This is a genomic window from Streptomyces flavusporus (assembly GCF_046267975.1).
In the GTDB taxonomy this organism is placed as follows: domain Bacteria; phylum Actinomycetota; class Actinomycetes; order Streptomycetales; family Streptomycetaceae; genus Streptomyces; species Streptomyces flavusporus.
Genome location: NZ_CP176503.1, coordinates 6,070,001 through 6,095,729 on the forward strand (window position 1 = coordinate 6,070,001; position 25,729 = coordinate 6,095,729).

Here is a 25,729-nt window from a genome sequence, read left to right on the forward strand (position 1 = left end):
CCGGGTTACTGACCTTAGCCAAACTCCGAATGCCGGTAAGTGAGAGCGCGGCAGTGAGACTGTGGGGGATAAGCTCCATGGTCGAGAGGGAAACAGCCCAGAGCATCGACTAAGGCCCCTAAGCGTACGCTAAGTGGGAAAGGATGTGGAGTCGCAGAGACAACCAGGAGGTTGGCTTAGAAGCAGCCACCCTTGAAAGAGTGCGTAATAGCTCACTGGTCAAGTGATTCCGCGCCGACAATGTAGCGGGGCTCAAGCGTACCGCCGAAGTCGTGTCATTGCAGCATGAGGGCCAACGCCCGCTGTGATGGGTAGGGGAGCGTCGTCTGCCGGGTGAAGCGGCCGCGTAAGCGAGTCGTGGACGGTTGACGAGTGAGAATGCAGGCATGAGTAGCGATACAAACGTGAGAAACGTTTGCGCCGATTGACCAAGGGTTCCTGGGTCAAGCTGATCTGCCCAGGGTAAGTCGGGACCTAAGGCGAGGCCGACAGGCGTAGTCGATGGATAACCGGTTGATATTCCGGTACCCGCTGTGAAGCGTCAAACATCGAATCCGGTGATGCTAAGCCCGTGAAACCGCCGTGTGCGTCTTCGGACAAGCGCGGAGTGGTGGAGCCGGTGACCCGAGCTGGTAGTAGGTGAGTGATGGGGTGACGCAGGAAGGTAGTCCATCCCGGGCGGTGGTTGTCCCGGGGTAAGGGTGTAGGCCGCAAGGCAGGCAAATCCGCCTTGCATACGGCTGAGACCTGATGCCGAGCCGATTGTGGTGAAGTGGATGATCCTATGCTGTCGAGAAAAGCCTCTAGCGAGTTTCATGGCGGCCCGTACCCTAAACCGACTCAGGTGGTCAGGTAGAGAATACCGAGGCGTTCGGGTGAACTATGGTTAAGGAACTCGGCAAAATGCCCCCGTAACTTCGGGAGAAGGGGGGCCACACCCGGTGATGGGCCTTGCGCCCTGAGCTGGGGGTGGCCGCAGAGACCAGCGAGAAGCGACTGTTTACTAAAAACACAGGTCCGTGCGAAGCCGTAAGGCGATGTATACGGACTGACGCCTGCCCGGTGCTGGAACGTTAAGGGGACCGGTTAGCTCACCTTCGGGTGGGCGAAGCTGAGAACTTAAGCGCCAGTAAACGGCGGTGGTAACTATAACCATCCTAAGGTAGCGAAATTCCTTGTCGGGTAAGTTCCGACCTGCACGAATGGCGTAACGACTTCTCGACTGTCTCAACCATAGGCCCGGTGAAATTGCACTACGAGTAAAGATGCTCGTTTCGCGCAGCAGGACGGAAAGACCCCGGGACCTTTACTGCAGTTTGATATTGGTGTTCGGTTCGGCTTGTGTAGGATAGCTGGGAGACTGTGAGCCCTGGACGCCAGTTCGGGGGGAGTCGTCGTTGAAATACCAGTCTGGTCGTGCTGGATGTCTAACCTGGGTCCGTGATCCGGATCAGGGACAGTGTCTGATGGGTAGTTTAACTGGGGCGGTTGCCTCCTAAAGGGTAACGGAGGCGCCCAAAGGTTCCCTCAGCCTGGTTGGCAATCAGGTGTTGAGTGTAAGTGCACAAGGGAGCTTGACTGTGAGACCGACGGGTCGAGCAGGGACGAAAGTCGGGACTAGTGATCCGGCGGTGGCTTGTGGAAGCGCCGTCGCTCAACGGATAAAAGGTACCCCGGGGATAACAGGCTGATCTTCCCCAAGAGTCCATATCGACGGGATGGTTTGGCACCTCGATGTCGGCTCGTCGCATCCTGGGGCTGGAGTCGGTCCCAAGGGTTGGGCTGTTCGCCCATTAAAGCGGTACGCGAGCTGGGTTTAGAACGTCGTGAGACAGTTCGGTCCCTATCCGCTGTGCGCGCAGGAGTCTTGAGAAGGGCTGTCCCTAGTACGAGAGGACCGGGACGGACGAACCTCTGGTGTGCCAGTTGTCCTGCCAAGGGCATGGCTGGTTGGCTACGTTCGGGAGGGATAACCGCTGAAAGCATCTAAGCGGGAAGCCTGCTTCGAGATGAGGACTCCCACCCACGTGATGGGGTAAGGCTCCCAGTAGACGACTGGGTTGATAGGCCGGATATGGAAGCACGGCAACGTGTGGAGTTGACCGGTACTAATAGGCCGAGGGCTTGTCCTCAGTTGCTCGCGTCCACTGTGTTGGTTCTGAAACCACGAACAGCCCCGCGCCGCCACGCGTGGTGCGGCGTTCACAGTTTCATAGTGTTTCGGTGGTCATAGCGTGAGGGAAACGCCCGGTTACATTCCGAACCCGGAAGCTAAGCCTCACAGCGCCGATGGTACTGCAGGGGGGACCCTGTGGGAGAGTAGGACGTCGCCGAACAATCATTGAGAAAACCCCCGTGCCGGACGGCACGGGGGTTTTCTGCGTTTTCCTCACAGCCGCCCCGCCGTCTTCAGGGACAGATACGCATCGGCCAGGGCAGGGGCCAATTCGTCGGGGGTCGCGTCGACGACCGTAACGCCATGTCGGCGGAGTTGTTCGGCGGTGCGATGGCGTTCGGATTGGGCCTGGGCAGCGGCTGCGGCGTTGTAGACGGATTCGACGTTGCCGCGAGACGTTGCCATGCGGGCGATATGGGGATCTGCCACTGATGCCACCAGGACTGTGTGGCGCTGGGTGAGTCGAGGGAGGACGGGCAGCAGGCCTTCCTCGACCGGGGCCGCGTCGAGGGTGGTGAGCAGCACGATCAGGGAGCGGCGAGGGGCTGTCCGGAGTGCTGTGGCCGTGAGGCCCCGGGCGTCCGTTTCGATCAGCTCGGGCTCGAGGGTCGCCATGGCGTTGACCAGGGAAGGGAGGACGTCACCTGCTGTACGGCTCTGGACGAGGGCGCGCACTCGGCGGTCGTATGCAAGCAGGTCGACGCGGTCGCCGGCACGGGACGCGAGGGCCGCCAGGAGCAGGGCCGCGTCCATCGAGGTGTCGAGCCGTGGGGCGTCGCCTACGCGGCCGGCGGAGGTGCGGCCGGTGTCGAGGACGAGGAGGATGTGGCGGTCGCGCTCGGGGCGCCAGGTGCGTACGGCGACTGTGGACTGGCGGGCTGTGGCGCGCCAGTCGATCAAGCGGGTGTCGTCGCCGGGGACGTATTCGCGAAGACTGTCGAATTCCGTGCCCTCGCCGCGCTGCAGCATGCTCGTGCGGCCGTCGAGTTCGCGTAGGCGGGCGAGTTTGGAGGGGAGGTGCTTGCGGCTGGTGAAGGGGGGAAGGGCGCGTACCGTCCAGGGGACTTTATGGATTCCCTGGCGGGTGAACAGGCGCAGGGGGCCGTATGAGCGGATGGTCACTCGGTCGGCTTGGCGGTCGCCGCGGCGGGTGGGGCGTAGGCGGGTCGTGATGCGGCGGCGTTCGCCGGCGGGGACCGTCAGGTGGTGGCGGGAGGATGTCACCTCGGTGCCGGGGGGCCAGCTGCTGGGGGGCCAGGCGTCGCGGAGGTCGGCGCGGAGTGGCCGGCGGGACGGGTTGCTGACCATGAGAGTGACGTCGGCTGTTTCGCCCAGGCGTACCGAGGTGTCGCCGGAGCGGGTCAGGCGCAGGCGTCGTACGGGTGCTGCGAGGGCGAAGTCGCAGGCGCAAGCGATGGCCAAGGGTGCGTTCACGGCGAGGATGCCCGTCCAGCTGGGTTCCCACAGGCCGACGGGGAGAGAGCCGAGGGCCGCGAGGAGGGCGGCGCGTCCGGTGAGTGCCATCAGCGGGGTACGGGGACGTGGGCGAGGATGGCGTTGATGACGGAGTCGGCTGTCACGCCTTCCATCTCGGCCTCCGGGCGGAGTTGGACGCGGTGGCGGAGCGTGGGAAGGGCCAGGGCTTTCACATCGTCCGGGATGACGTAGTCGCGGCCGGTCAGCCAGGCCCACGCGCGGGAGGTGGCAAGCAGGGCGGTGGCTCCGCGAGGGGAGACGCCGAGGGTGAGCGACGGCGATTCGCGGGTGGCTCGGCAGATGTCGACCACATAGGCGGTGATCTCCGGGGACACCGTGGTCTTGCCGACTGCCGCGCGGGCGGCCTCCAGGACGGCTGGGCCCGCTACGGGGCGTACGCCGGCTGCGCGCAGGTCGCGAGGGTTGAAGCCCTCGGCGTGGCGGGTGAGGACGTCGATCTCTTCCTGGCGGGAGGGGAGGGGGATGGTGAGCTTGAGGAGGAAGCGGTCCAGCTGGGCTTCGGGGAGTGGGTACGTGCCCTCGTACTCGACGGGGTTCTGGGTCGCGGCGACCAGGAACGGCTCGGGGAGGGGGCGTGGGACGCCGTCGACCGTGACCTGGCGTTCCTCCATGGCTTCGAGGAGGGACGACTGGGTCTTGGGCGGGGTGCGGTTGATCTCGTCGGCGAGGAGGAGGTTGGTGAAGACCGGGCCGGGCTGGAAGGAGAACTCGGCGGTGCGGGTGTCGTAGACCAGAGAGCCGGTCACGTCGCTGGGCATGAGGTCGGGGGTGAACTGGACGCGCTTGGTGTCGAGTTCGAGTGCCGAGGCGAGGGCGCGGACGAGCAACGTTTTGGCGACCCCGGGGACTCCTTCCAGTAGCACGTGTCCGCGGCAGAGGAGCGCGACGACGAGGCCGGTCACGGCGGGGTCCTGGCCGACCACAGCCTTGGCGATCTCGGCGCGCAGGGCCTCCAGGGCGGCTCGGGCGTTGCCCGGCTCCCCGGCCTGCCCGGCGTTGTCAGTGGTCGGGTCCATCATGGACGGCGTACCTCTCTTTCGAGGGCGTCGAGTTGGTCGGCGAGGGCGATGAGGGCCGCGTCGTCGCTGGGCGGCGGGCCGAAGAGGAGGGTATGCAGGGACTGACCGTCGCTGTGGAGGTGGGCGGACAGGGCGGGGAGCAGGGCTTCGGGCGCGTGCGCCTGGGCGACGGGGACGCCTACGAGCGGAGCGAGGCGAGTGCGGGTGGTGGAGCGGAGAGCGGCGGCCGCGCGGTTGTGGGCGTTGGCCTTGCGGTAGAGGCGGGCGCGGCCTTCGACGGTTTCGGAGGCGCGGATCGCCACGGGGAGTTTTTCGGGCACCAGAGGGCCGAGTCGGCGTGCTCGCCACAGGGCGGCGAGGGCTGCGGCGATGAAGAGCTGCAGGGTGCCCCAGAGCCAGCCCGAGGGGAGGAGGTCGAAAAGGGTTTGGTCGTCGTCCTGGTCGGCGGCCGAGGTGTCGGAAAGCGAGGGGCGGTACCAGACCAGATGGGGGCGCGAGCCGAGGAGTTGGAGGGCGAGCGAGGCGTTGCCCTGCTCGTCGAGGCGGTCGTTGAAGAGGATGTCGGGCGCGCCGAGGACGACGGTGTCTCCGTCCCCGGATGCGTCCGGGACGCGGATCAGGGTGGCCAGGCGTTCGCTGGGGTAGCACTGGTCGGCATCGAGGTGGGTGGTGGTGTAGCGCAGGCCGCCCGTGTCGGCGGTGCCGGCGCGCTGCGCGGCGGGGAAGTCACAGTTGGGGGCGAGTGTCGACTCGAGGCTGGTGGCGGGGTCCGCGGTGACGCCGGGGGCGAGCTGCTCGACGGAGGAGCTGCCGGCGGCAACGAGGACGGTACGTCCGCCGGATTCGGCGATCGTGGAACGCAGCAGGGTTTGTTGACGGTCCGCCAGCAGGTCGGGGACCGCGACCAGGAGAGTGGTGTCCGGGGCGGCTGCAGCGCGTGCCGCGTCCAGGGTGGTGACCACGCGGGTGGACACGCCGCGTTCGGCGAGGAGTTCGGCGACGGCGCGGCTGCCCTGTGGGTCTGCGGAGCGCGGGTCGAGGCTGCCGCGGTGGGTGTCGGAGCGGATCAGGGCGATCGCGACGGCGGCCGCCAGGAGGAGGACGAGGGCGAGTGCGACGCCTCGCGTGCGGGTCCACACCTGGCGGGGGGTGGGCGAGGTCGAGGTGGACGGGAGCGTGGCCTCGGCGGTCATCCGGCGGCTCCCTGGCGGGTGGCGTGGTGGGCGCTGGTGCTGGTGAGCTGTGGTTTGGTGCGTTCCAGGTCGCGGTCGAGTTCGGCGATGCGGCGGTACGACTGCTCGGTCGCCGCGCGTCCGCCGTATGTCACGTCGTCGAAGTCCCGGGCGGCGGCGCGCAGTCGGTCCGTGTGGGAGGACAGGGCGCGGCCTGCTTCCGCGGCTGCCTCGTCGGCGGTGCGGCCGGGGCGGGCGTCGAGGAGGGCGCGTTCCTCCAGAGAGCGGACGATGGCCCGCATGCGTTCCTGGAGGGCCCGGTTCCAGTGGTGCTGGGCGGCGTGGGCCTCGGCGGCCGCGCGGTGTTCGACTGCACTGCGGGGGCGGTCGTCGAACAGGGTGGCGGAAGAGGTCGGTTGGCGGCGCGGGGTGCCCAGGCGCCACCACAGGGCGGCCAGGACGGCGACGACGGCGATGATGACGACGACGAGGCCGAGCGCGCCTCCGGGTGTGGCAGCGGACGCGGCGCCCAACAGGTCGTTGACCCAGCCCCAGAAGGCATCGAGGGCCCGTTGGAAGAGGCCGGGGTCGTCCTCGTGGTACTGCCGCTCGGACAGCTCGCGCCGGGCCGCCTCCCGCGCGGGATCCCGCGGGATCGTCAGCGGCGGTTCGTCGCTCGAGCCGGCGAGGGCCGACACAGACGTGCCGCCGCCGTGGTGCGACGGGCGCACGGCATGGTCGCCGACGCGGAGCCAGGCACGTACGGCCGTGTCGGCGGCGCGCGGCAGGGCCGGCGCGGCTGTGAGGACGTCCCCGGCCAGGCTCACCGCATCAGCTCCCGGGCGTGGAGTCGGCAGTGCCGGAGCCGTAGCCCTGGACACCGGCGGCGCGGGCGAGTTCGAGGTCGAGGGCCTCGCGGCGGATGCGCTGGTCGATGTAGAGGAGCACGGTCACGCCTGCCGTGATCGGGAACGTGATCATGGAACCGATCACCGAGCCGATCCCGCTGATGATCAGGAACGTCCAGCCGAAGTCGCCGGTGCCCTCCAGGAAGCCGCTGACGCCGTCACCGCTGAGCGCTGCGGCGAGGAACCCGAAGGGGATGACGACGATCGCAGCGACGATGTTCGCGATGATCGTGGCGAGCAGTTGGATACCGAAGACCCGCCACCAGGAGCCGCGCACGAGCTTCGCGGAGCGGCTCATCGCCTTCATGATGCCCTGCTTCTCCAGCATCAGCGCCGCGGAGGCCAGGGAGAAGCGGATCATCAGCCACAGGGCGACGACACTGGTGCACAGGCTGCCCAGGACGATGAGTCCAGCGCCGGCGGCGCCTCCTCCTGCCAGTGCCACAAGGATGCCGGGGACGGCACCTACGAAGGCGACTCCAACGGCGATGAGGAGCAACAGGAAGATCAGGCCGAACAGTTTCACCACCCGCGGGCGGGCGTCGCCCCAGGCCTCAGCTGTGGTCACGGGCTTGCCGAGGACCGCACGGCTGGTCACGGTGGTGAGCAGTGCGGTCGCCGCGACGGTGCCGATCAGGGAGATCAGGAAGACGACTCCGGAGCTGAGCAGCGCGTCGCCCAGGGCGCGGGTCAGCTCGCCGAGGGTGGCGCTCGGGTCGTTGAGGGCCTCCGTGCTGGTCCTGTCGTTCAGGACGAGGCCCTGGAGCAGGATGACGACGATCTCCGTGACGACCGCGACCGTCAGCGAGATGCCGAGCACGGTGCGCCAATAGGTGCGCATCGTGGAGACGGCGCCGTCGAGGATCTCGCCGACGCCGAGCGGGCGCAGGGGGATCACGCCGGGCTTGGCCGCGGGCGGGGGACCGCCCCACTGGCCGCCCCAGCCGCCGTGTCCTCCGGGGCCTTGCCAGTTGCCGTGGCCCCCGCCGTACCCGCCGGGGGGGCGGCTGCCCCAGCCGGGGCCGGGTGGTGGGGGCGGCGGTGCCTGGCCCGGGCCCGGGGAGCCGCCGGGGGCGGACCACTGGGCGGGTGGCGGCTGCTCCTTGGACCACTTCGAACCGGGGTCCTGCGACTGCGGGCCCGGCTGATCCGCGGGCTGCGCGGGGGTCGGCTGGTCTGGCTGCTCGGCAGGGCCGGACGTGCCGGGTTCCTGCCCGTCGGACGGGGCGGATCCGGGCGAGGCCCAGCCCGGCGTGTCTTTCATCGTCGCTCCTTCACGGTGCCCGTCCGCTGTCGCGGCGGCAGGTTGGCAGACATCGTGCCATGGGGTGCTGACCCAGGGACCGGCCGCGGTATGGGCTGCACACCTTCAATTGTCCGCCGTACTACGGGCAGACTGACCGCATGGCTGATCAGTACGCGCAATCCGGCGAGGACAAACCGCCGACCGGGATACCGGCGATCCGTTGGGAAGAGCCCCCCGAGGGTCCGGTCGTGGTCCTGCTCGACCAGACAAGGCTGCCGGCCGAAGAGGTCGAGATGGTCTGTACGGACGCACCCGCGCTGGTGGAGGCGATCCGCTCGCTCGCCGTGCGCGGGGCGCCGTTGCTCGGCATCGCGGGCGCGTACGGCGTCGCGCTCGCCGCCGCGCGCGGGTTCGACGTGGACGAGGCCGCAAACGCGCTGGCGGGCGCCCGGCCCACCGCGGTGAACCTCTCCGTCGGCGTGCGCCGGGCCCGGTCCGCGTACTTGGCGGCCCTCGCCCGGGGCGGGAGTGCCGGGTCGGCCGCCGAGGCGGCGCTGGCGGCGGCGCGGCAGCTGCACCGGGAGGACACGGAGGCCAGTGCCCGGATGGCTGCGCACGGACTGGCGCTGCTGGACGAGCTGCTGCCCGGCGGCGGTCACCGGATCCTCACGCACTGCAACACCGGGTCACTGGTGTCGGGCGGCTCGGGGACGGCGTTCGCGGTGGCGCTCGCCGCACACCGGCAAGGACAGCTCAGGCGGCTGTGGGTGGACGAAACGCGTCCCTTGCTGCAGGGGGCCCGTCTGACGGCGTACGAGGCGGCGCGCAGCGGCATGGCCTACACCCTGCTCACCGACAACGCGGCGGGTTCGTTGTTCGCGGCCGGGGAGGTGGACGCTGTGCTGATCGGGGCGGATCGCATCGCGGCCGACGGTTCGGTGGCGAACAAGGTCGGGAGCTATCCGCTCGCGGTGCTCGCGCGGTACCACCATGTGCCGTTCATTGTGGTGGCGCCGGTGACGACGGTGGATCCGGACACGCCGGACGGGGCGTCCATCGAGGTCGAGCAGCGGCCGGGATACGAGGTGACCGAGGTCGCGGCCCCCAACGTGCCGGTGACGGGAGCGGGCGGCGGGGTGCCGGTGGCGCCGCTGGGGACGCAGGCGTACAACCCGGCGTTCGACGTCACACCACCCGAGCTGGTGACAGCGATCGTGACCGAGGAGGGAGCCGTGTCGCCGGTGACCGCTGAGGCCCTGGCCGAGATGTGTGCCAGGTCGGGCCAGGCCGTGATCGGCTGACGAGCACCGTCCTTGTGGCCCTGGAGCGGGAGGTCGGGGCCGATTGCTGTGCGCACGAGGCGCGGCCCGGGATCCCCCGCTGAGATCAACGGCGACGGGCGAGGGCAGACAGTAGCGACCTCGTACGACTATCGTCACGGGCCAGTGACCTCCCTCACCAGCGGCCCGGTCACTGTTACGAGAATGGGATGATGTCGTTTATGAAGGGACGAGTCCTTGTCGTCGACGACGACACCGCACTGGCCGAGATGCTCGGCATCGTGCTGCGTGGTGAAGGTTTTGAGCCGTCTTTCGTAGCCGACGGCGACAAGGCGCTGGCCGCTTTCCGGGAGACCAAACCCGATCTGGTACTGCTCGACCTGATGCTGCCCGGCCGGGACGGCATCGAGGTATGTCGCCTGATCCGGGCGGAGTCCGGGGTGCCGATCGTGATGCTCACGGCCAAGAGCGACACCGTCGACGTGGTGGTGGGCCTGGAGTCGGGCGCCGACGACTACATCGTGAAGCCGTTCAAGCCGAAGGAGCTCGTCGCCCGGATCCGGGCGCGGCTCAGGAGGTCCGAGGAGCCCGCTCCCGAGCAGCTCGCCATCGGTGACCTGGTCATCGACGTGGCCGGACACTCCGTGAAGCGGGACGGGCAGTCCATTGCGCTGACGCCGCTGGAGTTCGATCTGCTGGTCGCGCTGGCCCGTAAGCCATGGCAGGTGTTCACGCGCGAGGTGCTCCTGGAGCAGGTGTGGGGCTACCGGCACGCGGCAGACACGCGGCTGGTCAACGTCCATGTGCAGCGGCTGCGCTCCAAGGTCGAGAAGGACCCGGAGCGGCCGGAGATCGTGGTGACCGTGCGTGGTGTCGGTTACAAGGCGGGGCCGAGCTGACATGTCCGGGGACAGTGCCGCTTCGGCGCCCGGCAGGTCCGGGGGCGGTGCGGGGCGGCCTGTCGGCCGGAAGACGGCGGGCTCCCGCTGGGGACGTTTTCTCGAGAGTGGGCTGCTGCAGGGCGGGGTCCAGGGCAGCCCGGTCCTGCGTCTGTTCATGCGCTGGGTGCGTCGGCCGTTGCTGCCCGTCATGCGGTTGTGGCGGCGCAACATCCAGCTCAAGGTCGTCGTCACGACGCTGCTGATGTCGCTGGGTGTCGTCCTGCTGCTCGGCTTCGTCGTCATCGGGCAGGTGCGCAACGGACTGCTGGACGCCAAGGTGAAGGCGTCGCAGAGCCAGGCCACGGGCGGATTCGCGGTGGCCAAGCAGAAGGCCGAGGAGGCGGCGAGCGGGACCGGTGACGGGGCGGCCCAGGTCGACGGCCGGCCCTCCCAGAACGTGATCCAGTGGATGAGCGATCTCGTCTCCTCGCTGTCCAGTGGTGGTCAGGGCGCCTTCGATGTGGTGACGCTCCCGGCCGGGGACGACAGCGGCGGTGGGCGTGGCCCGCGTGCCTCTGGCGGCGTGGACCCCAACGAGAGCGTGCCGGAGGCGCTGCGCGCAAAGGTCAGCAGCAGTACGGCGGCCGCGCAGAGCTACACCCGCATCGTCTACAGCGGGGAGAAGGAATCCCAGCCGGCGCTGGTCATCGGCAAGGAGGTCGACGACCCGAACGGCGACCCGTACCAGCTCTACTATCTCTTCCCGCTCACGCAGGAGGAGAAGTCGCTGAGCCTGGTCAAGGGGACGCTCGCGACAGCTGGCGTCTTCGTCGTCGTACTCCTCGGGGCGATCGCCTGGCTCGTGGTGCGCCAGGTTGTCACGCCGGTGCGGATGGCGGCCGGTATCGCCGAGCGGCTGTCCGCGGGGCGGCTGCAGGAGCGGATGAAGGTCACCGGCGAGGACGACATCGCACGTCTCGGTGAGGCGTTCAACAAGATGGCGCAGAACCTGCAGCTGAAGATCCAGCAGCTGGAGGACTTGTCGCGGATGCAGCGGCGGTTCGTGTCGGACGTTTCCCATGAGCTGCGGACGCCGCTGACGACAGTGCGGATGGCCGCCGATGTCATCCACGAGGCGCGGGAGGACTTCGACCCGGTGACCGCGCGGTCGGCGGAGCTGCTCGCCGACCAGCTGGACCGGTTCGAGTCGCTGCTGTCGGACCTGCTGGAGATCAGCCGCTTCGACGCGGGCGCGGCGGCGCTGGAGGCCGAGGCGATCGACCTCAGGGAGGTCGTACGGCGGGTCGTCAGCGGTGCCGAGCCGCTCGCCGAGCGCAAGGGCACGCGGATCCGGATCGTGGGTGATCAGCAGCCCGTCGTCGCCGAGGCCGACGCCCGGCGAGTGGAGCGGGTGCTGCGCAACCTCGTGGTGAATGCCGTGGAGCACGGCGAGGGCAAGGACGTCGTCGTCAAGCTCGCCGCGGCGGGCGGGGCGGTTGCGGTCGCGGTGCGCGACTACGGCGTCGGGCTCAAGCCCGGCGAGGCGACCCGGGTCTTCAACCGCTTCTGGCGTGCCGATCCGGCACGCGCGCGTACGACGGGTGGTACGGGCCTGGGTCTGTCGATCGCCCTGGAGGATGCGCGGCTGCACGGCGGCTGGCTGCAGGCATGGGGTGAGCCGGGCGGTGGATCGCAGTTCCGGCTGACGCTGCCGCGGACCGCGGACGAGCCGCTGCGGGGCTCGCCGATACCGCTGGAGCCCAAGGACTCGCGCCGGAATCGTGGGCTCAATGACGCGGGTCTGCCGCGCGGCGGCGGGGCGAAGACCGCCACGGTGCCCGCACAGACGACGGGCAGCGGACCGCTGCCGCCGCGGGATCCGATCACGCCCAGGCTGGCCGCCGTTGCCCCCACGGCCGATCCGACGGCGCTGCCCGGCAACGGCGCGCGGGTGGTGCCGCGACCCGCGGGGGGCGCACGACGGCAGGACGACCAGCCCGCCGTGGAGGCGGCACGCAGCGCAGCCCTGAACCGTTCGACGGAGGCAGGGCCGGACGAAGCGAACGATCAAGGGGAGGCATTTCGTGGGCGCTGACCGCGAGGGGGGCGCCCGGCGGACGTCGGCGCGCGCGGTGGCGTACGTCGCCTGTGGTGCCGTACTTCTGACGGGGTGTGCCTCGATGCCGGACAACGGGGACCTGCGGGGCGTCGAGTCGACCCCGCGCCAGGACACCCAGGTGCGGGTCTTCGCCATGCCGCCCCGGGAGGACGCCCCGCCCTCCGAGATCGTGCAGGGCTTCCTCGAGGCGCTGACCAGTGACGATCCGCACTATGCGACGGCGAAGCAGTATCTGACCGCGCAGGCGGCGAAGAGCTGGCGGCCGGAGCTGTCCACGATGGTGCTCGCGGACGGGCCGGACACCGAGGCCGGTCCTGCGGGAGGCCGGGAGGGCGGCGACAACGTCTCCTTCACACTCACCGGCACCAAGGTCGCTCTGGTGGACGCGGAGCAGTCGTATGCGCCGGCCGAGGGTGCCTACAGCAGGCAGGTGTACCTCACGCGGGACAAGAAGAACGGGCAGTGGCGCATCGACGGGCTGCCGCCGGGTGTCGTCATGGGGCAGTCGGACTTCCAGCGCAACTACATGTCCGTCAACAAGTACTACTTCGCCTCGAACTCCGCAGTCGGGGCGGCCTCGCAGCCGGCTGCCGTCGCCGATCCCGTGTACGTGCGCCGGCGCGTGGATCCGATGACGCACATGGTGCGCTCGCTCCTCAACGGGCCCACGGCCTGGCTGGGGCCCGTGGTCCGGTCGAGCTTCCCGACCGGTACGGCCCTGGAGAAGGGCGCCGGCTCGCTGACGCCCGACGACCAGAACAAGCTGACGGTGCCTCTGAACGGGAAGGCCACCCGCGTGGGGCTGGCCAAGTGCAACGAGATGGCAGCCCAGTTGCTGTTCACGCTGCAGAGCCTCACGACCGCGGTGGACGAGGTCGAAGTGCAGGCCGGCGGAGCGCAGTTGTGCGTGCTCGACGAGGACGGGGCAGCGGCCGTCGCCGCACGCGGTTCGGCCGAGCGCCCCGAGTACCTGTACTTCATCGACGGTGAGCACCGCCTGGTACGGATTCCGGGCGGCAGCAGGAGCTCAAACACCGAACCGGTGCCGGGCGAACTGGGCGAGGGCGCACAGGCGTTGCGGTCGGTGGCAGTGTCACGCGACGAGGACACCGCGGCCGGGGTCGCCATCGACGGCAAGGAGCTGTACGTCGGCTCGCTCGTGTCGGGCGGTTCGCTCGGGGAGCCGGTGGTGCGCAGTACGGGCAGGACGGAGAAGGACCGGCTGACCGCGCCCAGTTGGGACGCGCGGGGCGACCTGTGGGTGGCCGACCGCAACCCCGAGAAGCCGCGCTTGCTCATGCTCCAGGAAGGCAAGGGCGAGCCGGTGGAGGTGGAAGCCCCGGGGCTGGACGGGCGGATCAAGTCCGTGCGGGTGGCGGCCGACGGGGTGCGGATCGCGCTGGTCGTGGAGAACGACGGCAAGCAGTCCCTGCTGGTCGGGCGGATCGAGCGGGCGGCGAAGGACGAGACGCGCGAGAAGGACGGCGAACAGCCCGGGGTCTCTGTTTTCGAACTACGGCCCGCCGCCCCGGCGTTGGAGGAGGTCACCACCATGTCGTGGGCCGGTGACGGGCGGCTCGTGGTGGTCGGACGCGAGGAGGGCGGCGTGCAGCAGATGCAGTACGTCCAGGTCGACGGCTCCACGCCGGAGGGGCCGGCGCCCGACGCTCTGACCGGGGTGAAGGCGATTGCCGCCGCCGAGGACGACCGGCTGCCGCTGGTGGCGTACTCGGAGGACGGGATCGTACGGCTGCCGGACGGGGCGCAGTGGCAGACGGTGGTCAAGGACGGCTCTGCGCCGGTTTATCCGGGGTGACTCCTGTCCGGGTGAGGCTTTGGCGCGGCGCTGAGCCAGCGTCAGGGGTGGTGGATCGGCGCCCGGCGCGGTGCGGTTGTTGCGCCGTGTTGGTGATGGCGCCGGTCAGGGTTGCGTTGTGACGCGTTGAAGGGCGGCCGTCTTCGTCGGGGAGAGACTCGGCGGAGACGGCCGTTTCTGCTGGTGGTGGGCGACGGGGAGTTATCCACAGGCAGTTGTCCACAGGGGTGGCCGCTCGGCGCGGGCGTTGGCACAGTGGTGGGCATGCGGGGGTGGTGGCAGGACCTCAGCGACCTGGTGCTGCCGGCCGAGTGCGGAGGCTGCGGAAGGCCTCGCACGGTGCTCTGCCCGGAGTGCCGTGCCGCCCTGAGTGGGGCCGCACCGTGCCGGGTGCGACCGGCGCCGGAGCCGCCCGGGCTGCCGGTGGTGTACGCGGCCGCTCGGTACGCGGACGAGGTACGGGCGGTGTTGTTGGCCCACAAGGAGCGGGGCGCGCTGACCCTCGCCGGGCCGCTCGGCGTCGCTCTGGCCGGGGCGGTGCGGACGGGGCTTCGGGACGCGCGGGAGGGCCGGACGGCGGTGGGCGGTGCGGCGTCGGGGCGTGCGGGGGTTGCGGCGGGCTCGGCCGGGATGCGGCGCGGTGCTGTCGATGGGACGGTGTTGCTCGTTCCCGTACCGTCCGGCCGAGGAGCCGTGCGGAAGCGAGGGCATGATCCGGCGCGCCGGATCGCGCTCGCGGCGGCTGCCGAGCTGCGGCAAACGGGGACACCCACACGGGTGCTCACCGTACTGCGGCAACGGCGGGCCGTCGCTGACCAGTCCGAGCTCACCTCCCGGCAGCGGCTGGAGAACCTCGCCGGTGCTCTCCAGGTGGCGGCCGGTGGTACAGGGCTGCTGGGCGGCGGTCCGGTGGTGCTGGTGGACGACTTGATGACCACCGGGTCCTCCCTCGCGGAGGCTGCGCGTGCCGTGCGGGCGGCGGTGGCGGACAGGGCGGTCGCTCACGGACGTGTGGCGTCCGTGATACGCGCAGATGTGGAGACGGTCGTGTACGGGAGAGGCAATCGGGAAAGGACAGGGGAACGGATGACGGGATCAATGGACGGGAGTACGGACCTGGGCCGTGTCGTCCCGGGAATGACGAGGCCGGCCGGTGCCGGCGAGGTGATCTGCGCGGCTGTGGTCGCGGCAACGCCGGATTCTTTCGAAATGAACCGGAACTGACTGCGATCTTGCATCGTTGCAGGTAGTGAGAGGGGGTATTCACCTGAACGGAGGTACGCGGCAGTAGAGGGTGACGACATCCGTCCGGGCGAGATATGTTCGGTTGTGAGGGAAAGCCGCAGGCCACACCTCGCAAATCTGAATGCCGTGCCGCGGGTATTCCGCAATCACCCGGGCCGGCTGGGTGGAGATCTTGCCCATGGGGGAGGAGGAGGTGGACGTCACCGAGTCCGAGGTTCCGGGGTTCCCCGGGACCGGGTGCACAAGGGAGATGCTCCGCCACTGGAGCGGAGCGATCCGGGAACGGAGTTCTGCGTGGACATCGTCGTCAAGGGCCGCAAGACCGAGGTGCCCGAGCGGTTCCGCAAGCACGTGGCCGAGAAGCTGAAGCTGGACAAGATCCAGAAGCTCGATGGCAAGGTGATCAGCCTCGACGTCGAGGTGTCCAAGGAGCCCAATCCCCGACAGGCGGACCGCAGCGACCGAGTGGAGATCACGCTCCGCTCTCGCGGTCCGGTGATCCGGGCGGAGGCAGCGGCCAGCGATCCGTACGCGGCACTCGACATGGCGGCAGAGAAGCTGGAAGCCCGGCTGCGCAGGCAGCACGACAAGCGTCACACGCGCCGGGGTGTGCGCCGGCTCACGGCAGCCGAGGTCCCCGACCACGTTCCGGGCGTGGCCACGCTCAACGGCAACGGCGGCGCCTTCCAGGCGGAGGAGCCGGGCGGGGTGCCCACCAAGAGGATCGGCTCGCTGGAGGTGCAGGGTGAAGGCCCCCTGGTGGTCCGTGAGAAGACCCACGTCGCCGCCCCCATGACCCTTGACCAGGCTCTCTACGAGATGGAGCTGGTGGGGCACGACTTCTATCTGTTCGTCGACTCCGAGACCAAGGCACCCAGCGTTGTCTACCGACGGCATGCGTACGACTACGGCGTGATCCACCTCGAAACGGACACGATGGTCACCCAGGCGCCCGCTCCTGAAGCGGGTGGCCCGCTGGGCGGCTGACCACAACCGGACGACAGCTGATCCGGTGCCCCTGGAGTGCGGGTGCGCCCCCAGGGGCACCGGTGCGCGACCACTTCGTCCGCCGCTCGGTCACCGGAGTGTCGTCCGGGCATGAAATCATGGCGGCAACGGCCCAACCGGTGGGCCGTTGCCTTGGGTTGGCGATGGCACAGGACCACGGGCCACAGCCTTCAGGGGGAGGAACGATGGCGGACAGCTTCGGACCAATGCAGGACGGGGACGCCGACGACGGTGTCGTCGGCATGGGGCCGGACGCGGGCTCTCCACGCAAGGAGCCGATCCAGGTTCTGGTCGTGGACGACCATGCCCTGTTCCGCCGTGGCCTGGAGATCGTGCTCGCGGCCGAGGAGGACATCCAGGTCGTCGGGGAGGCGGGCGACGGGGCCGAGGCGGTGGAGAAAGCCGCCGACCTGCTGCCCGACATCGTCCTGATGGACGTACGGATGCCGAAGCGGGGCGGAATCGAGGCGTGCACCTCCATCAAGGAGGTGGCACCCAGCGCCAAGATCATCATGCTGACGATCAGCGACGAGGAAGCAGATCTCTACGACGCCATCAAGGCGGGCGCGACGGGTTATCTCCTCAAGGAGATCTCCACAGACGAGGTGGCCACGGCCATTCGCGCGGTGGCCGACGGGCAGTCGCAGATCAGCCCCTCCATGGCGTCGAAACTGCTCACCGAGTTCAAATCGATGATCCAGCGGACGGACGAACGCCGACTGGTGCCCGCGCCGCGGCTCACCGACCGGGAGCTGGAAGTGCTCAAGCTCGTCGCCACGGGTATGAACAACCGGGACATCGCCAAGGAACTGTTCATCTCCGAGAACACCGTGAAGAACCATGTGCGCAACATCCTGGAGAAGCTGCAGCTGCACTCCAGGATGGAAGCGGTGGTGTACGCGATGCGGGAGAAGATTCTCGAAATCCGGTGACCGGGCCGGGCTTCAGGCCAGGGCGCGGGCGAGTTCCGTGGTGAGCGGGGCGTGCAGTTCCGGGGCGTCCACCCGTTCCACGCGTACGTTTGTGCAGTCCACCCAGCTCGCCGCCTCGATCAGGGCCTGGGCCACCGCCGGAACAGCCTTCGGGCCGTCCAGCGTGACCTGCTTGGCCACCAGGGTGCGGCCCTCGCGGGCGGGGTCCACACGGCCGACGAGACGGCCGCCGGCCAGCACCGGCATCGCGAAGTAGCCGTACACCCGCTTCTGCTTGGGGACGTAGGCCTCCAGACGGTGGGTGAAGCCGAAGATCCGCTCCGTGCGCGCCCGTTCCCAGATCAGCGAATCGAAGGGGGACAGGAGTGTGGTGCGGTGGCGGCCGCGTGGGGGTGTCTCCAAGGCCGCCGGGTCCGCCCAGGCAGGCTTTCCCCAGCCCTCGACCGTGACCGGCACCAGGCCCGAATCGGCGATCACCGCGTCGACCTGCTCGCCCTTGAGACGGTGGTAGTCGGCGATGTCCGCGCGGGTGCCGACACCGAGGGATTGGCCGGCGAGCCGGACCAGACGGCGCAGGCATTCGGTGTCGTCGAGCTCGTCGTGCAGCAGGGCGTCGGGGATCGCGCGTTCGGCGAGGTCGTAGATCCGCTTCCAGCCGCGGCGCTCAACGCAGACCACCTCGCCGTACATCAGGGCCCGTTCGACGGCGACCTTGGCGCCGGACCAGTCCCACCACTCGCTGGTGCGCTTCGCGCCGCCCAGCTGCGTGGCCGTGAGGGGGCCCTCCGCGCGGAGTTGCTTGATGACCTGGTCGTAGGCACCGTCCGGGAGTTCGTGGTTCCAGTGAGGGCGGTTGCGGTAGGCGCGGCGGCGGAAGGCGAAGTGGGGCCACTCCTCGATGGGGAGGATGCAGGCGGCGTGGGACCAGTATTCGAAGGCGTGGGGTTGTGCCGAAGGCGCGCCGATGGATGCAGTCGTCCAGTAGGCGTTCTCGACGGTTCTGCGGCCCACGGCGCCGAGGCGGGCGTACGGGATGAGCTCGTGGGAGCGGGCGAGGACAGAGATGGTGTCGAGTTGGACTGCGCCGAGGTGGCGGAGTATGCCGCGGACGCCGACCTTGCGGTTGGGGGTGCCGAGGAGGCCCTGGGCGCGCAGGGCGATGCGGCGGGCTTCGTCTGCGGTGAGGTCCGTGGGGCGCGGGGTCGTCATGCCGTCGAACGATAGGCGGTGGGTCTGACAATGCGGGGTGAGCTGGGGATTCGTGAACCGGGGCCCTGTGTGGCCGAGCGAGGGGGTGCGCAGCCCGGCGCGACGGGGTGCCGCCCGCGCCCGCCCTCCCCCACCCTCGGCTTCGCTCGAGCGAGGGGACCCCCATCGCCCTGGGGCCCCAGGCCCTTAAGGCACTGGGGGAGGCACGAATGCCCGCGGACTTACTGGCGGGGCGGCAGGTAGGGCGCCGTCGACGGCAGCCCCAGGTCCGAGGGCAGGAGGGAACCCACCCAGCAGTCCCGTCGTACCCCGTTGTTGTTGAGCGCGGCGCGCAGCGTGCCCTCGATGGTGAAGCCGGTGCGTTCGGCGACCGCGCGGGAGGCGGTGTTGCCCACTTCGGCGCGCCATTCCAGGCGGTCGATCGACTGGTGGGTGAAAGCCCAGCGGGCGGCGGCGAGGGTGGCCTCGGTCATGTAGCCGTTGCCGCGGTGGCGTTCGGTCGCCCAGAAGCCGAGCTCGCCCACGCCGAGGGAACGCATGGTGATGCCGAGCATTCCTGCCAGTTCCCCCTGGCTGAGGAAGACTCCGAAGGTGAACATCGAGCCGGTCGCCCAGCCGTCGGGGACCAGGTGCTCCGTGAAGCTCTGGGCATGTTCATGGAGGTAGGGCGACGGGATCGTGGTCCAGCGCTGGATGACGGGATCCTGGCAGGCGGCGAAGACGGCGTCCGTGTCGTCCTGGCCGACCGTGCGCAGGAGGAGGCGGGCGGTGGGGATGGTGACGGGCTCCATCGGCCGATTCTGCTCGGGAGGGCATGACAATGCCATGCATTTCGCTGCGTGTGACCACGTGATCACGATTCGCGCAATTCGTGGGCGGGTCGCGGCACTATCCGGGACTCCCGGCCGTTGTTCCGTGTGAAGACAGAATTGAAGGCAGGTCTGACGTCGGATACGACGTCGATGTGCAGCAGTGGACTGTCGTCGCCCGGCAGGCCTCCCGGCGCGGCCGGGTCCTCGCATACGATGGCCGTTGCTCAGTACGTCGAAGGAAAACCGACCGTCCCAGGCCCGACCGGCAAGGAGACCAAGCCCCGTGTCCGTCCTCTCGAAGATCATGCGTGCAGGCGAAGGCAAGATCCTGCGCAAGCTGCACCGTATCGCGGACCAGGTCAACTCCATCGAAGAGGACTTCGTCGACCTCTCCGACGCCGAGCTGCGGGCCCTCACCGATGAGTACAAGCAGCGCTACGCCGACGGTGAGAGCCTGGACGACCTGCTGCCCGAGGCCTTCGCCACTGTGCGCGAGGCCGCCAAGCGCGTCCTCGGCCAGCGGCACTACGACGTGCAGATGATGGGCGGCGCCGCCCTCCACCTCGGCTACGTCGCCGAGATGAAGACCGGTGAGGGCAAGACCCTCGTGGGCACGCTGCCCGCGTATCTGAACGCCCTGTCCGGTGACGGCGTCCACCTCATCACGGTCAACGACTACCTGGCCGAGCGCGACTCCGAGATGATGGGCCGCGTCCACAAGTTCCTGGGCCTGAGCGTCGGCTGCATCCTGGCCAACATGACGCCGGCCCAGCGCCGCGAGCAGTACGCGTGCGACATCACCTACGGCACGAACAACGAGTTCGGCTTCGACTACCTGCGCGACAACATGGCGTGGTCGAAGGAGGAGCTCGTCCAACGCGGGCACAACTTCGCCATCGTCGACGAGGTCGACTCCATCCTCATCGACGAGGCCCGTACACCGCTGATCATCTCGGGCCCGGCCGACCAGGCCACCAAGTGGTACGGCGACTTCGCCAAGCTCGTCACCCGTCTCAAGCGCGGTGAGGCCGGCCAGCCGCTCAAGGGCATCGAGGAGACCGGCGACTACGACGTCGACGAGAAGAAGCGCACGGTCGCCATCCATGAGGCCGGTGTCAGCAAGGTCGAGGACTGGCTGGGCATCGACAACCTCTACGAGTCGGTGAACACGCCGCTGGTGGGCTACCTGAACAACGCCATCAAGGCCAAGGAGCTCTTCAAGAAGGACAAGGACTACGTCGTCATCGACGGCGAGGTCATGATCGTCGACGAGCACACCGGCCGTATCCTCGCCGGCCGTCGCTACAACGAGGGCATGCACCAGGCGATCGAGGCGAAGGAAGGGGTGCCGATCAAGGACGAGAACCAGACGCTCGCCACGATCACCCTGCAGAACTTCTTCCGCCTCTACAACAAGCTCTCCGGCATGACCGGTACGGCGATGACCGAGGCCGCCGAGTTCCACCAGATCTACAAGCTCGGTGTGGTGCCGATCCCGACCAACAAGCCGATGATCCGCAAGGACCAGTCGGACCTGATCTACCGCACCGAGGTCGCGAAGTTCGACGCGGTCGTCGACGACATCGCCGAGAAGCACGGCCAGGGCCAGCCGATCCTGGTCGGTACGACCTCGGTCGAGAAGTCCGAGTACCTCTCGCAGCAGCTCAGCAAGCGCGGCATCCAGCACGAGGTGCTCAACGCCAAGCAGCACGACCGGGAGGCGCAGATCGTCGCCCAGGCCGGCCGCAAGGGCGCCGTGACCGTGGCGACGAACATGGCCGGCCGTGGTACGGACATCAAGCTCGGCGGCAACCCCGACGACCTCGCGGAGGCCGAGCTGCGCCAGCGTGGCCTCGACCCCGAGGAGCACATCGAGGAGTGGGCCGCCGCGCTTCCCGCCGCCCTGGAGCGGGCCGAGAAGGCGGTGCAGGCGGAGTTCGAGGAGGTCAAGAGCCTCGGCGGCCTCTACGTGCTGGGCACCGAGCGACACGAGTCGCGTCGTATCGACAACCAGCTGCGCGGTCGTTCCGGCCGTCAGGGCGACCCCGGCGAGTCCCGCTTCTACCTCTCCCTCGGCGACGACCTGATGCGGCTGTTCAAGGCGCAGATGGTCGAGCGCGTGATGGCGATGGCGAACGTCCCGGACGACGTGCCGATCGAGAACAAGATGGTCACGCGCGCGATCGCGTCCGCCCAGTCGCAGGTCGAGCAGCAGAACTTCGAGACCCGTAAGAACGTCCTGAAGTACGACGAGGTCCTCAACCGGCAGCGTGAGGTCATCTACGGCGAGCGGCGCCGCGTCCTGGAGGGCGAGGACCTGCACGAGCAGGTGCAGCACTTCATGGACGACACGATCGACGCCTACGTCGCCGCGGAGACCGCCGAGGGCTTCGCCGAGGAGTGGGACCTGGACCGGCTGTGGGGCGCCTTCAAGCAGCTCTACCCGGTGAAGGTCACCATCGGGGAGCTGGAGGAGGCGGCCGGCGACCGGGCCGGGCTCACCGCCGACTTCATCGCCGAGTCCATCAAGGACGACATCCACGAGCAGTACGAGGCCCGTGAGGCGCAGCTCGGCTCCGAGATCATGCGTGAGCTGGAGCGCCGGGTCGTGCTGTCGGTCCTGGACCGCAAGTGGCGCGAGCACCTCTACGAGATGGACTACCTCCAGGAGGGCATCGGCCTGCGCGCGATGGCGCAGAAGGACCCGCTGGTCGAGTACCAGCGGGAGGGCTTCGACATGTTCACCGCCATGATGGAGGGCATCAAGGAGGAGTCCGTCGGCTACCTGTTCAACCTGGAGGTCCAGGTCGAGCAGCAGGTCGAGGAGGTGCCCGTCGAGGACGCCAAGCCGACCCTGGAGAAGCAGGACGCGGTGCCCGCGCAGGCGGGGGCGCGCCCCGAGATCCGCGCCAAGGGCCTGGAGGCCCCGCAGCGGCGGAACCTGCACTTCACCGCGCCGACCGTGGACGGCGAGGGCGGCACCATCGAGGGCGACTTCAGCGAGGAGGAGCCGGTGCGGTCCGCGGCCGACGGCCTCACGCGCGCGGAGCGTCGCAAGCAGGCCAAGGGCGGGCGGCGCCGCAAGAAGTGACGGCGCCTGAGGCGTCGTAGCGGCGGAAGGGCCGGGTCACCTGAGGGTGCCCGGCCCTTCGGCGTGAGTGGGTTACGTAGTGGTCAGTTGCCGACGGCGGTGCGTGTGCGAGGGCCGCCCAGTTCCACGGCCGTGCAGCGCCAGCGGTGGTCTCGGCCCAGCTCCAGGCGGAACGCCATGGCACGCAGGCGGTCGCCCGCGCCGATACGGGCGAAGGCCTCGATGGCGCCCGGGCGGGGTTCGTAGTAGCCGACGTCGCGGACGACGGGGCGCGGGCCGCGGGTGCGCAGGGGGCCGCGTTCAGCGAGGCGGGCCAGCTCGTCGTAGGCGGGGCCGGCGGTGTGCCGGAGCATGGCGTGGACGGGGCGTTGCCCACTCAGGACGAGCAGCAGCCGATCGGCGAAGAGGTCGGTGGGGCGGGGCTGTGGGACGACCGGCCTTCGGGTGTGGGAGGCGCTGCGGGGTGGGGCGGGGGCTTGGGGCGTGGATGGGGTGCGGAGGGGCCGTGGGGCGGCGGCGGGGCTCGGGGCGGGGGCGGTGAGGGGGCGTTGGGTGGCTGGGGGCGTGGTGGATGTGGTGGCGGGGCGGGTGCCCGTTGGGGTCGTACGGGAGGGGCCCGCGCCTGGAGTGCGGGGTGGGTTGCTGCCGGGGCGGCGGGAGTCGCGGCGGGTTGGGGGACGGGTGCCGGGGTGGTGCTGTGGCGTCCTGGTCATGACCTTGTTCATGGGGGTCCCCGTTCGGTGGGCTCGGCGCGCGGTGCGTACCGGGCAGTAACTTGCTGTTGGGGATCTTGTACGGGCCCTGGTCGATGGCGGGCAAACAAGTGAGGGCGGGGACGGGGGTGGCCGGAATGTTCACCTATCCGGGTGAGGAGCGGGGGCGGGAGCCCGTGGGGAGCGGGGTGCACCGGGTGACTTTCCGGCGTCGAGTGGACGCCCTGCGGGGCGCGGGCAGGGACTCGAAAGGGGACCCCACACGTATCCTGAAGGCTCTCACCGGGGCCTTGTGGGGGCCCTCCGACCACGAAAGCGGCCAACCATGCGCGTCTACGTCCCCCTGACCCTCTCCGGTCTCGCCGAGGCGTACAAGACGGGCGAGGTCGGCGCGGGGCCGCTCGTCGCCTACGCCGTCACGCCGGCCTTGCGTGAGTGGTACCTCTCCGACGACATCGAGGAGTTGGAGTACGCGGCGCTGAGCCGGGCCGCGCTGGCCTCGCTGCGGCTGCTCGCCGCGGACCCGGGGGCACCCCGGCGGCGAGTGGTGGTCGCCATCGACGTACCTGACGGACAGGCGGCCGCCGACCCAGGACGGGGGCCCGACCCGGCCGCGCTCGGCGAGGTGCGGATCGTCGGCGCCGTACCGCTGGCCAAGGCGGCCTCGGTGCATGTCGACTCGGACGAGGCGGAGCCGGATGTCGCCGCAGCCGCCGAGGCGCTTCAGGCGGCGGACGGCGGGGACGACGACGCGCAGTTCGTCGTGGACGGGGCCGAGGACCACGAGTTGCTGTGGTACGCGACGCAGGAGATCCCCAACCTGGTCGGCTCGCAGGACTGACGCTCGCCGTGGCACGACTGCTCACGGCTGCTTGATGCCAGGCTGACCTGGGAATCTCTTGATTGTCAGTGGTGGCGGGTAACGTTTTTGGGCATGGGGAAGCACGGAGCTGAGCACATTGTCTGGGACTGGAACGGCACGCTGTTCCACGACAATGACGCGATCATCGGGGCGACGAACGCGGCGTTCGCCGAGTTGGGGCTGGAACCGATCACGATGGAGCAGTACCGGGCGCTGTACTGCGTGCCGGTGCCGAAGTTCTACGAGCGGCTGCTGGGGCGGCTGCCCACCGATGCCGAGTGGGAGGTCATGGATGCGACCTTCCACCGGTACTACGCGGAGCACCGGGTTAGGTGCGGGCTGACCGAGGGGGCGATCGAGCTGCTGGCGGAGTGGCAGTCGGCGGGGCGCAGCCAGTCGATCCTCAGCATGTACGTCCATGACGAACTCGTCCCGCTGGTACGAGGGTTCGGGATCGAGACGCACTTCATACGCGTCGACGGGCGGACCGGGCCCTCCGGGGGCAGCAAGGCCGAGCACATGGTGCGGCACCTCGCGGCGCTCGCCGGGGTGGAGCCCGGTCGGACCGTGGTGATCGGCGACGCCGCGGATGACGTGGTGGCCGCGCGGCACGTGGGAGCGCGGGCCGTGCTCTACACCGGGGGCTCGCACAGCCGGGCCAGCCTGGAGGAAGCGGGCGTGCCGGTGGTGGACTCGCTCGGGGAGGCGGTCGCGGTGGCGGAGGAGCTGGCGGCCTGAGGGGTGCGGGCGTTGGTGCCGGTAGGGCTGCGCGAACCGCCCTACCGGCACGACTGCCCGCAGCTCGGCGGCGCGGCGCCGGGGCGTTGCTGGTGTGCGGGGCTCAGGTTGCCGGGGCCTTGGCGCGCAGCACCTTGAGGAACTCGCGCATCCAGGCGGAGTGGTCCGGCCAGGCGCGTGAGGAGACCAGGGTGCCGTCGATCACTGCCTCGGCGTCCTGGAAGGTGGCGCCGGCGGCCTGCATGTCGAGTTCCAGCGCGGGGTACGCCGTGACGCGGCGGCCGCGGAGGCCGTCGATCGCGGCGGTGAGCAGGGGGCCGTGGCAGATCTGGGCGACGGGTTTGTCGGCGTCGAAGAAGGACTTGAGGATCTTGCGGAGTTCGGGGTCGTTGCGGAGGTACTCCGGGGCGCGGCCGCCGGGGATGACCACGGCGGCGTACTGGCCGGGGTCGACCTCCGAGAAGGCGAGGTCGGCGGGCCAGGTGTAGCCGGGCTTTTCGGTGTAGGTGTCGAAGCCGGGTTCGAAGTCGTGGACGACGAATTGCAGTTTCTTGCGGGTGGGGGCTGCGATGTGGACGTCGTAGTTTTCTTCGCGGAGGCGTTGGTAGGGATAGAGGACTTCGAGGGACTCTGCTGCGTCGCCGGTGACGATGAGGATCTTGGTGGTCATGGCGGTGGGCTGCCCTTCGTGGGTGGCTTCCGGCTGCGTGGGGCGTTCAGGGGCAAGGTGCCTCCGGGGGCGGGGGGTTGCCAAGGGTACGCGCCGGTTTCCGGGCGAGGTGGGGTTGCGGGGCGCGCAGCCCGGCGCAGCTGGGTGCGCTTGTCCCTGTGCAGACTGTCAAAGTTCCGGTCCCGGTTTTGTACACATACGGCTCATGACGGGCCCCCGGTAATGAGCGATAGCCTTGTGGCGTGATCAGCGCGATAGTTCGCGGGGGCCTTGGTGTCCCTGCTCTGCGCCCGGAGAGCACGGACGACATCCGTGTCCGGGCAGTGGTCGCTGGT

General features: G+C 69.3%; 19 protein-coding genes and 2 rRNA genes (1 of these 21 only partly in view). 12 read left to right on the forward strand and 9 right to left on the reverse strand.

Annotated elements, in window-relative coordinates; genetic code table 11:
• Window positions 1-2,132 (forward strand): 23S ribosomal RNA (locus tag ACKTSN_RS28745) (it extends 990 nt beyond the left edge of the window).
• Between the two features lie 87 nt (window positions 2,133-2,219).
• Window positions 2,220-2,336: ribosomal RNA gene (gene rrf, locus ACKTSN_RS28750) — 5S ribosomal RNA — on the forward strand.
• A gap of 53 nt (window positions 2,337-2,389) precedes the next feature.
• Here the strand turns inward: rrf and ACKTSN_RS28755 are convergent.
• The 5 genes from ACKTSN_RS28755 to ACKTSN_RS28775 are packed head-to-tail and all read right to left on the reverse strand — an operon-like array spanning window position 2,390 to window position 8,036.
• On the reverse strand, window positions 2,390-3,700 hold the full coding sequence (locus tag ACKTSN_RS28755) for a DUF58 domain-containing protein (RefSeq protein WP_409471760.1): 1,311 nt from the start codon (window positions 3,698-3,700) through the stop codon (window positions 2,390-2,392).
• A complete protein-coding gene (locus ACKTSN_RS28760; RefSeq protein WP_409474948.1) occupies window positions 3,700-4,689 on the reverse strand; it encodes an AAA family ATPase in 990 nt (329 codons plus the stop codon). The genes ACKTSN_RS28755 and ACKTSN_RS28760 overlap by 1 nt, the downstream gene beginning before the upstream one ends.
• Entirely contained in the window at window positions 4,689-5,885 is a 1,197-nt protein-coding gene (locus ACKTSN_RS28765) for a DUF4350 domain-containing protein (protein ID WP_409471761.1), read from the reverse strand. Before ACKTSN_RS28765 ends, ACKTSN_RS28760 begins: the two co-directional genes overlap by 1 nt.
• Window positions 5,882-6,691, reverse strand: a complete 810-nt coding sequence (locus tag ACKTSN_RS28770) for a DUF4129 domain-containing protein (RefSeq protein WP_409471762.1) — start codon at window positions 6,689-6,691, stop codon at window positions 5,882-5,884. Before ACKTSN_RS28770 ends, ACKTSN_RS28765 begins: the two co-directional genes overlap by 4 nt.
• Before the next feature lie 4 nt (window positions 6,692-6,695).
• Window positions 6,696-8,036 carry a hypothetical protein gene (locus ACKTSN_RS28775; protein ID WP_409471763.1) on the reverse strand — a complete coding sequence of 447 codons (1,341 nt, stop codon included), beginning with the start codon at window positions 8,034-8,036 and terminating at the stop codon, window positions 6,696-6,698.
• A gap of 140 nt (window positions 8,037-8,176) precedes the next feature.
• Between ACKTSN_RS28775 and mtnA the strand changes: the two genes are divergently transcribed.
• From mtnA to ACKTSN_RS28810, 7 genes are all read left to right on the forward strand, one after another.
• Window positions 8,177-9,319, forward strand: coding sequence for an S-methyl-5-thioribose-1-phosphate isomerase (mtnA, locus tag ACKTSN_RS28780; RefSeq protein WP_409471764.1), 1,143 nt, complete (start codon window positions 8,177-8,179; stop codon window positions 9,317-9,319).
• A 188-nt stretch (window positions 9,320-9,507) separates the two neighbouring features.
• Entirely contained in the window at window positions 9,508-10,197 is a 690-nt protein-coding gene (gene mtrA, locus ACKTSN_RS28785) for a two-component system response regulator MtrA (protein WP_015659998.1), read from the forward strand.
• Between the two features lies 1 nt (window position 10,198).
• On the forward strand, window positions 10,199-12,274 hold the full coding sequence (gene mtrB / locus ACKTSN_RS28790) for an MtrAB system histidine kinase MtrB (protein ID WP_409471765.1): 2,076 nt from the start codon (window positions 10,199-10,201) through the stop codon (window positions 12,272-12,274).
• The gene (locus ACKTSN_RS28795; RefSeq protein WP_409471766.1) at window positions 12,264-14,114 is read left to right on the forward strand and encodes an LpqB family beta-propeller domain-containing protein; all 1,851 of its coding nucleotides are present in this window, start codon (window positions 12,264-12,266) and stop codon (window positions 14,112-14,114) included. Before mtrB ends, ACKTSN_RS28795 begins: the two co-directional genes overlap by 11 nt.
• A 264-nt stretch (window positions 14,115-14,378) precedes the next feature.
• The gene (locus tag ACKTSN_RS28800; RefSeq protein ID WP_409471767.1) at window positions 14,379-15,338 is read left to right on the forward strand and encodes a ComF family protein; all 960 of its coding nucleotides are present in this window, start codon (window positions 14,379-14,381) and stop codon (window positions 15,336-15,338) included.
• A 315-nt stretch (window positions 15,339-15,653) separates the two neighbouring features.
• Window positions 15,654-16,346: a ribosome hibernation-promoting factor, HPF/YfiA family gene (hpf, locus tag ACKTSN_RS28805; protein ID WP_409471768.1), complete on the forward strand. Its 693-nt coding sequence runs from the start codon at window positions 15,654-15,656 to the stop codon at window positions 16,344-16,346.
• A 206-nt stretch (window positions 16,347-16,552) separates the two neighbouring features.
• A complete protein-coding gene (locus ACKTSN_RS28810) occupies window positions 16,553-17,299 on the forward strand; it encodes a response regulator (protein ID WP_409471769.1) in 747 nt (248 codons plus the stop codon).
• A 12-nt stretch (window positions 17,300-17,311) separates the two neighbouring features.
• Here the strand turns inward: ACKTSN_RS28810 and ACKTSN_RS28815 are convergent, their stop codons facing one another.
• Both ACKTSN_RS28815 and ACKTSN_RS28820 read right to left on the reverse strand, forming a co-directional pair.
• Window positions 17,312-18,508, reverse strand: coding sequence for a winged helix-turn-helix domain-containing protein (locus tag ACKTSN_RS28815; RefSeq protein ID WP_409471770.1), 1,197 nt, complete (start codon window positions 18,506-18,508; stop codon window positions 17,312-17,314).
• A gap of 221 nt (window positions 18,509-18,729) precedes the next feature.
• Complete coding sequence (locus tag ACKTSN_RS28820; protein ID WP_409471771.1) at window positions 18,730-19,299, reverse strand: GNAT family N-acetyltransferase; 570 nt, start codon at window positions 19,297-19,299, stop codon at window positions 18,730-18,732.
• A gap of 304 nt (window positions 19,300-19,603) precedes the next feature.
• Between ACKTSN_RS28820 and secA the strand changes: the two genes are divergently transcribed.
• Window positions 19,604-22,411, forward strand: a complete 2,808-nt coding sequence (gene secA / locus ACKTSN_RS28825) for a preprotein translocase subunit SecA (RefSeq protein WP_409471772.1) — start codon at window positions 19,604-19,606, stop codon at window positions 22,409-22,411.
• An 83-nt stretch (window positions 22,412-22,494) separates the two neighbouring features.
• On the opposite strand, the gene ACKTSN_RS28830 is transcribed toward secA, so the two are convergent.
• Window positions 22,495-23,136 carry an Rv3235 family protein gene (locus tag ACKTSN_RS28830; protein ID WP_409471773.1) on the reverse strand — a complete coding sequence of 214 codons (642 nt, stop codon included), beginning with the start codon at window positions 23,134-23,136 and terminating at the stop codon, window positions 22,495-22,497.
• A 313-nt stretch (window positions 23,137-23,449) separates the two neighbouring features.
• Between ACKTSN_RS28830 and ACKTSN_RS28835 the strand changes: the two genes are divergently transcribed.
• Together ACKTSN_RS28835 and ACKTSN_RS28840 are read left to right on the forward strand one after the other, a co-directional pair.
• Window positions 23,450-23,965, forward strand: a complete 516-nt coding sequence (locus tag ACKTSN_RS28835; RefSeq protein ID WP_409471774.1) for a DUF6912 family protein — start codon at window positions 23,450-23,452, stop codon at window positions 23,963-23,965.
• Window positions 23,966-24,058: 93 nt separating this feature from the next.
• Window positions 24,059-24,724, forward strand: coding sequence for an HAD family hydrolase (locus ACKTSN_RS28840; protein WP_409471775.1), 666 nt, complete (start codon window positions 24,059-24,061; stop codon window positions 24,722-24,724).
• 103 nt (window positions 24,725-24,827) lie between these two features.
• Here ACKTSN_RS28840 and ACKTSN_RS28845 read toward each other — a convergent pair whose 3' ends face one another.
• Window positions 24,828-25,394: a DJ-1/PfpI family protein gene (locus tag ACKTSN_RS28845; protein WP_409471776.1), complete on the reverse strand. Its 567-nt coding sequence runs from the start codon at window positions 25,392-25,394 to the stop codon at window positions 24,828-24,830.
• Window positions 25,395-25,729 lie beyond the last annotated feature (335 nt).

Coding starts and splice junctions, on each gene's coding strand:
- ACKTSN_RS28755 (WP_409471760.1), bottom strand. CDS start 3,700: ATGGCACTCACCGGACGCGCCGCCCTCCTCGCGGCCCTCGGCTCTCTC.
- ACKTSN_RS28760 (WP_409474948.1), bottom strand. CDS start 4,689: ATGGACCCGACCACTGACAACGCCGGGCAGGCCGGGGAGCCGGGCAAC.
- ACKTSN_RS28765 (WP_409471761.1), bottom strand. CDS start 5,885: ATGACCGCCGAGGCCACGCTCCCGTCCACCTCGACCTCGCCCACCCCC.
- ACKTSN_RS28775 (WP_409471763.1), bottom strand. CDS start 8,036: ATGAAAGACACGCCGGGCTGGGCCTCGCCCGGATCCGCCCCGTCCGAC.
- mtnA (WP_409471764.1), top strand. CDS start 8,177: ATGGCTGATCAGTACGCGCAATCCGGCGAGGACAAACCGCCGACCGGG.
- mtrA (WP_015659998.1), top strand. CDS start 9,508: ATGATGTCGTTTATGAAGGGACGAGTCCTTGTCGTCGACGACGACACC.
- mtrB (WP_409471765.1), top strand. CDS start 10,199: ATGTCCGGGGACAGTGCCGCTTCGGCGCCCGGCAGGTCCGGGGGCGGT.
- ACKTSN_RS28800 (WP_409471767.1), top strand. CDS start 14,379: ATGCGGGGGTGGTGGCAGGACCTCAGCGACCTGGTGCTGCCGGCCGAG.
- ACKTSN_RS28810 (WP_409471769.1), top strand. CDS start 16,553: ATGGCGGACAGCTTCGGACCAATGCAGGACGGGGACGCCGACGACGGT.
- ACKTSN_RS28815 (WP_409471770.1), bottom strand. CDS start 18,508: ATGACGACCCCGCGCCCCACGGACCTCACCGCAGACGAAGCCCGCCGC.
- ACKTSN_RS28820 (WP_409471771.1), bottom strand. CDS start 19,299: ATGGAGCCCGTCACCATCCCCACCGCCCGCCTCCTCCTGCGCACGGTC.
- ACKTSN_RS28830 (WP_409471773.1), bottom strand. CDS start 23,136: ATGAACAAGGTCATGACCAGGACGCCACAGCACCACCCCGGCACCCGT.
- ACKTSN_RS28835 (WP_409471774.1), top strand. CDS start 23,450: ATGCGCGTCTACGTCCCCCTGACCCTCTCCGGTCTCGCCGAGGCGTAC.
- ACKTSN_RS28840 (WP_409471775.1), top strand. CDS start 24,059: ATGGGGAAGCACGGAGCTGAGCACATTGTCTGGGACTGGAACGGCACG.
- ACKTSN_RS28845 (WP_409471776.1), bottom strand. CDS start 25,394: ATGACCACCAAGATCCTCATCGTCACCGGCGACGCAGCAGAGTCCCTC.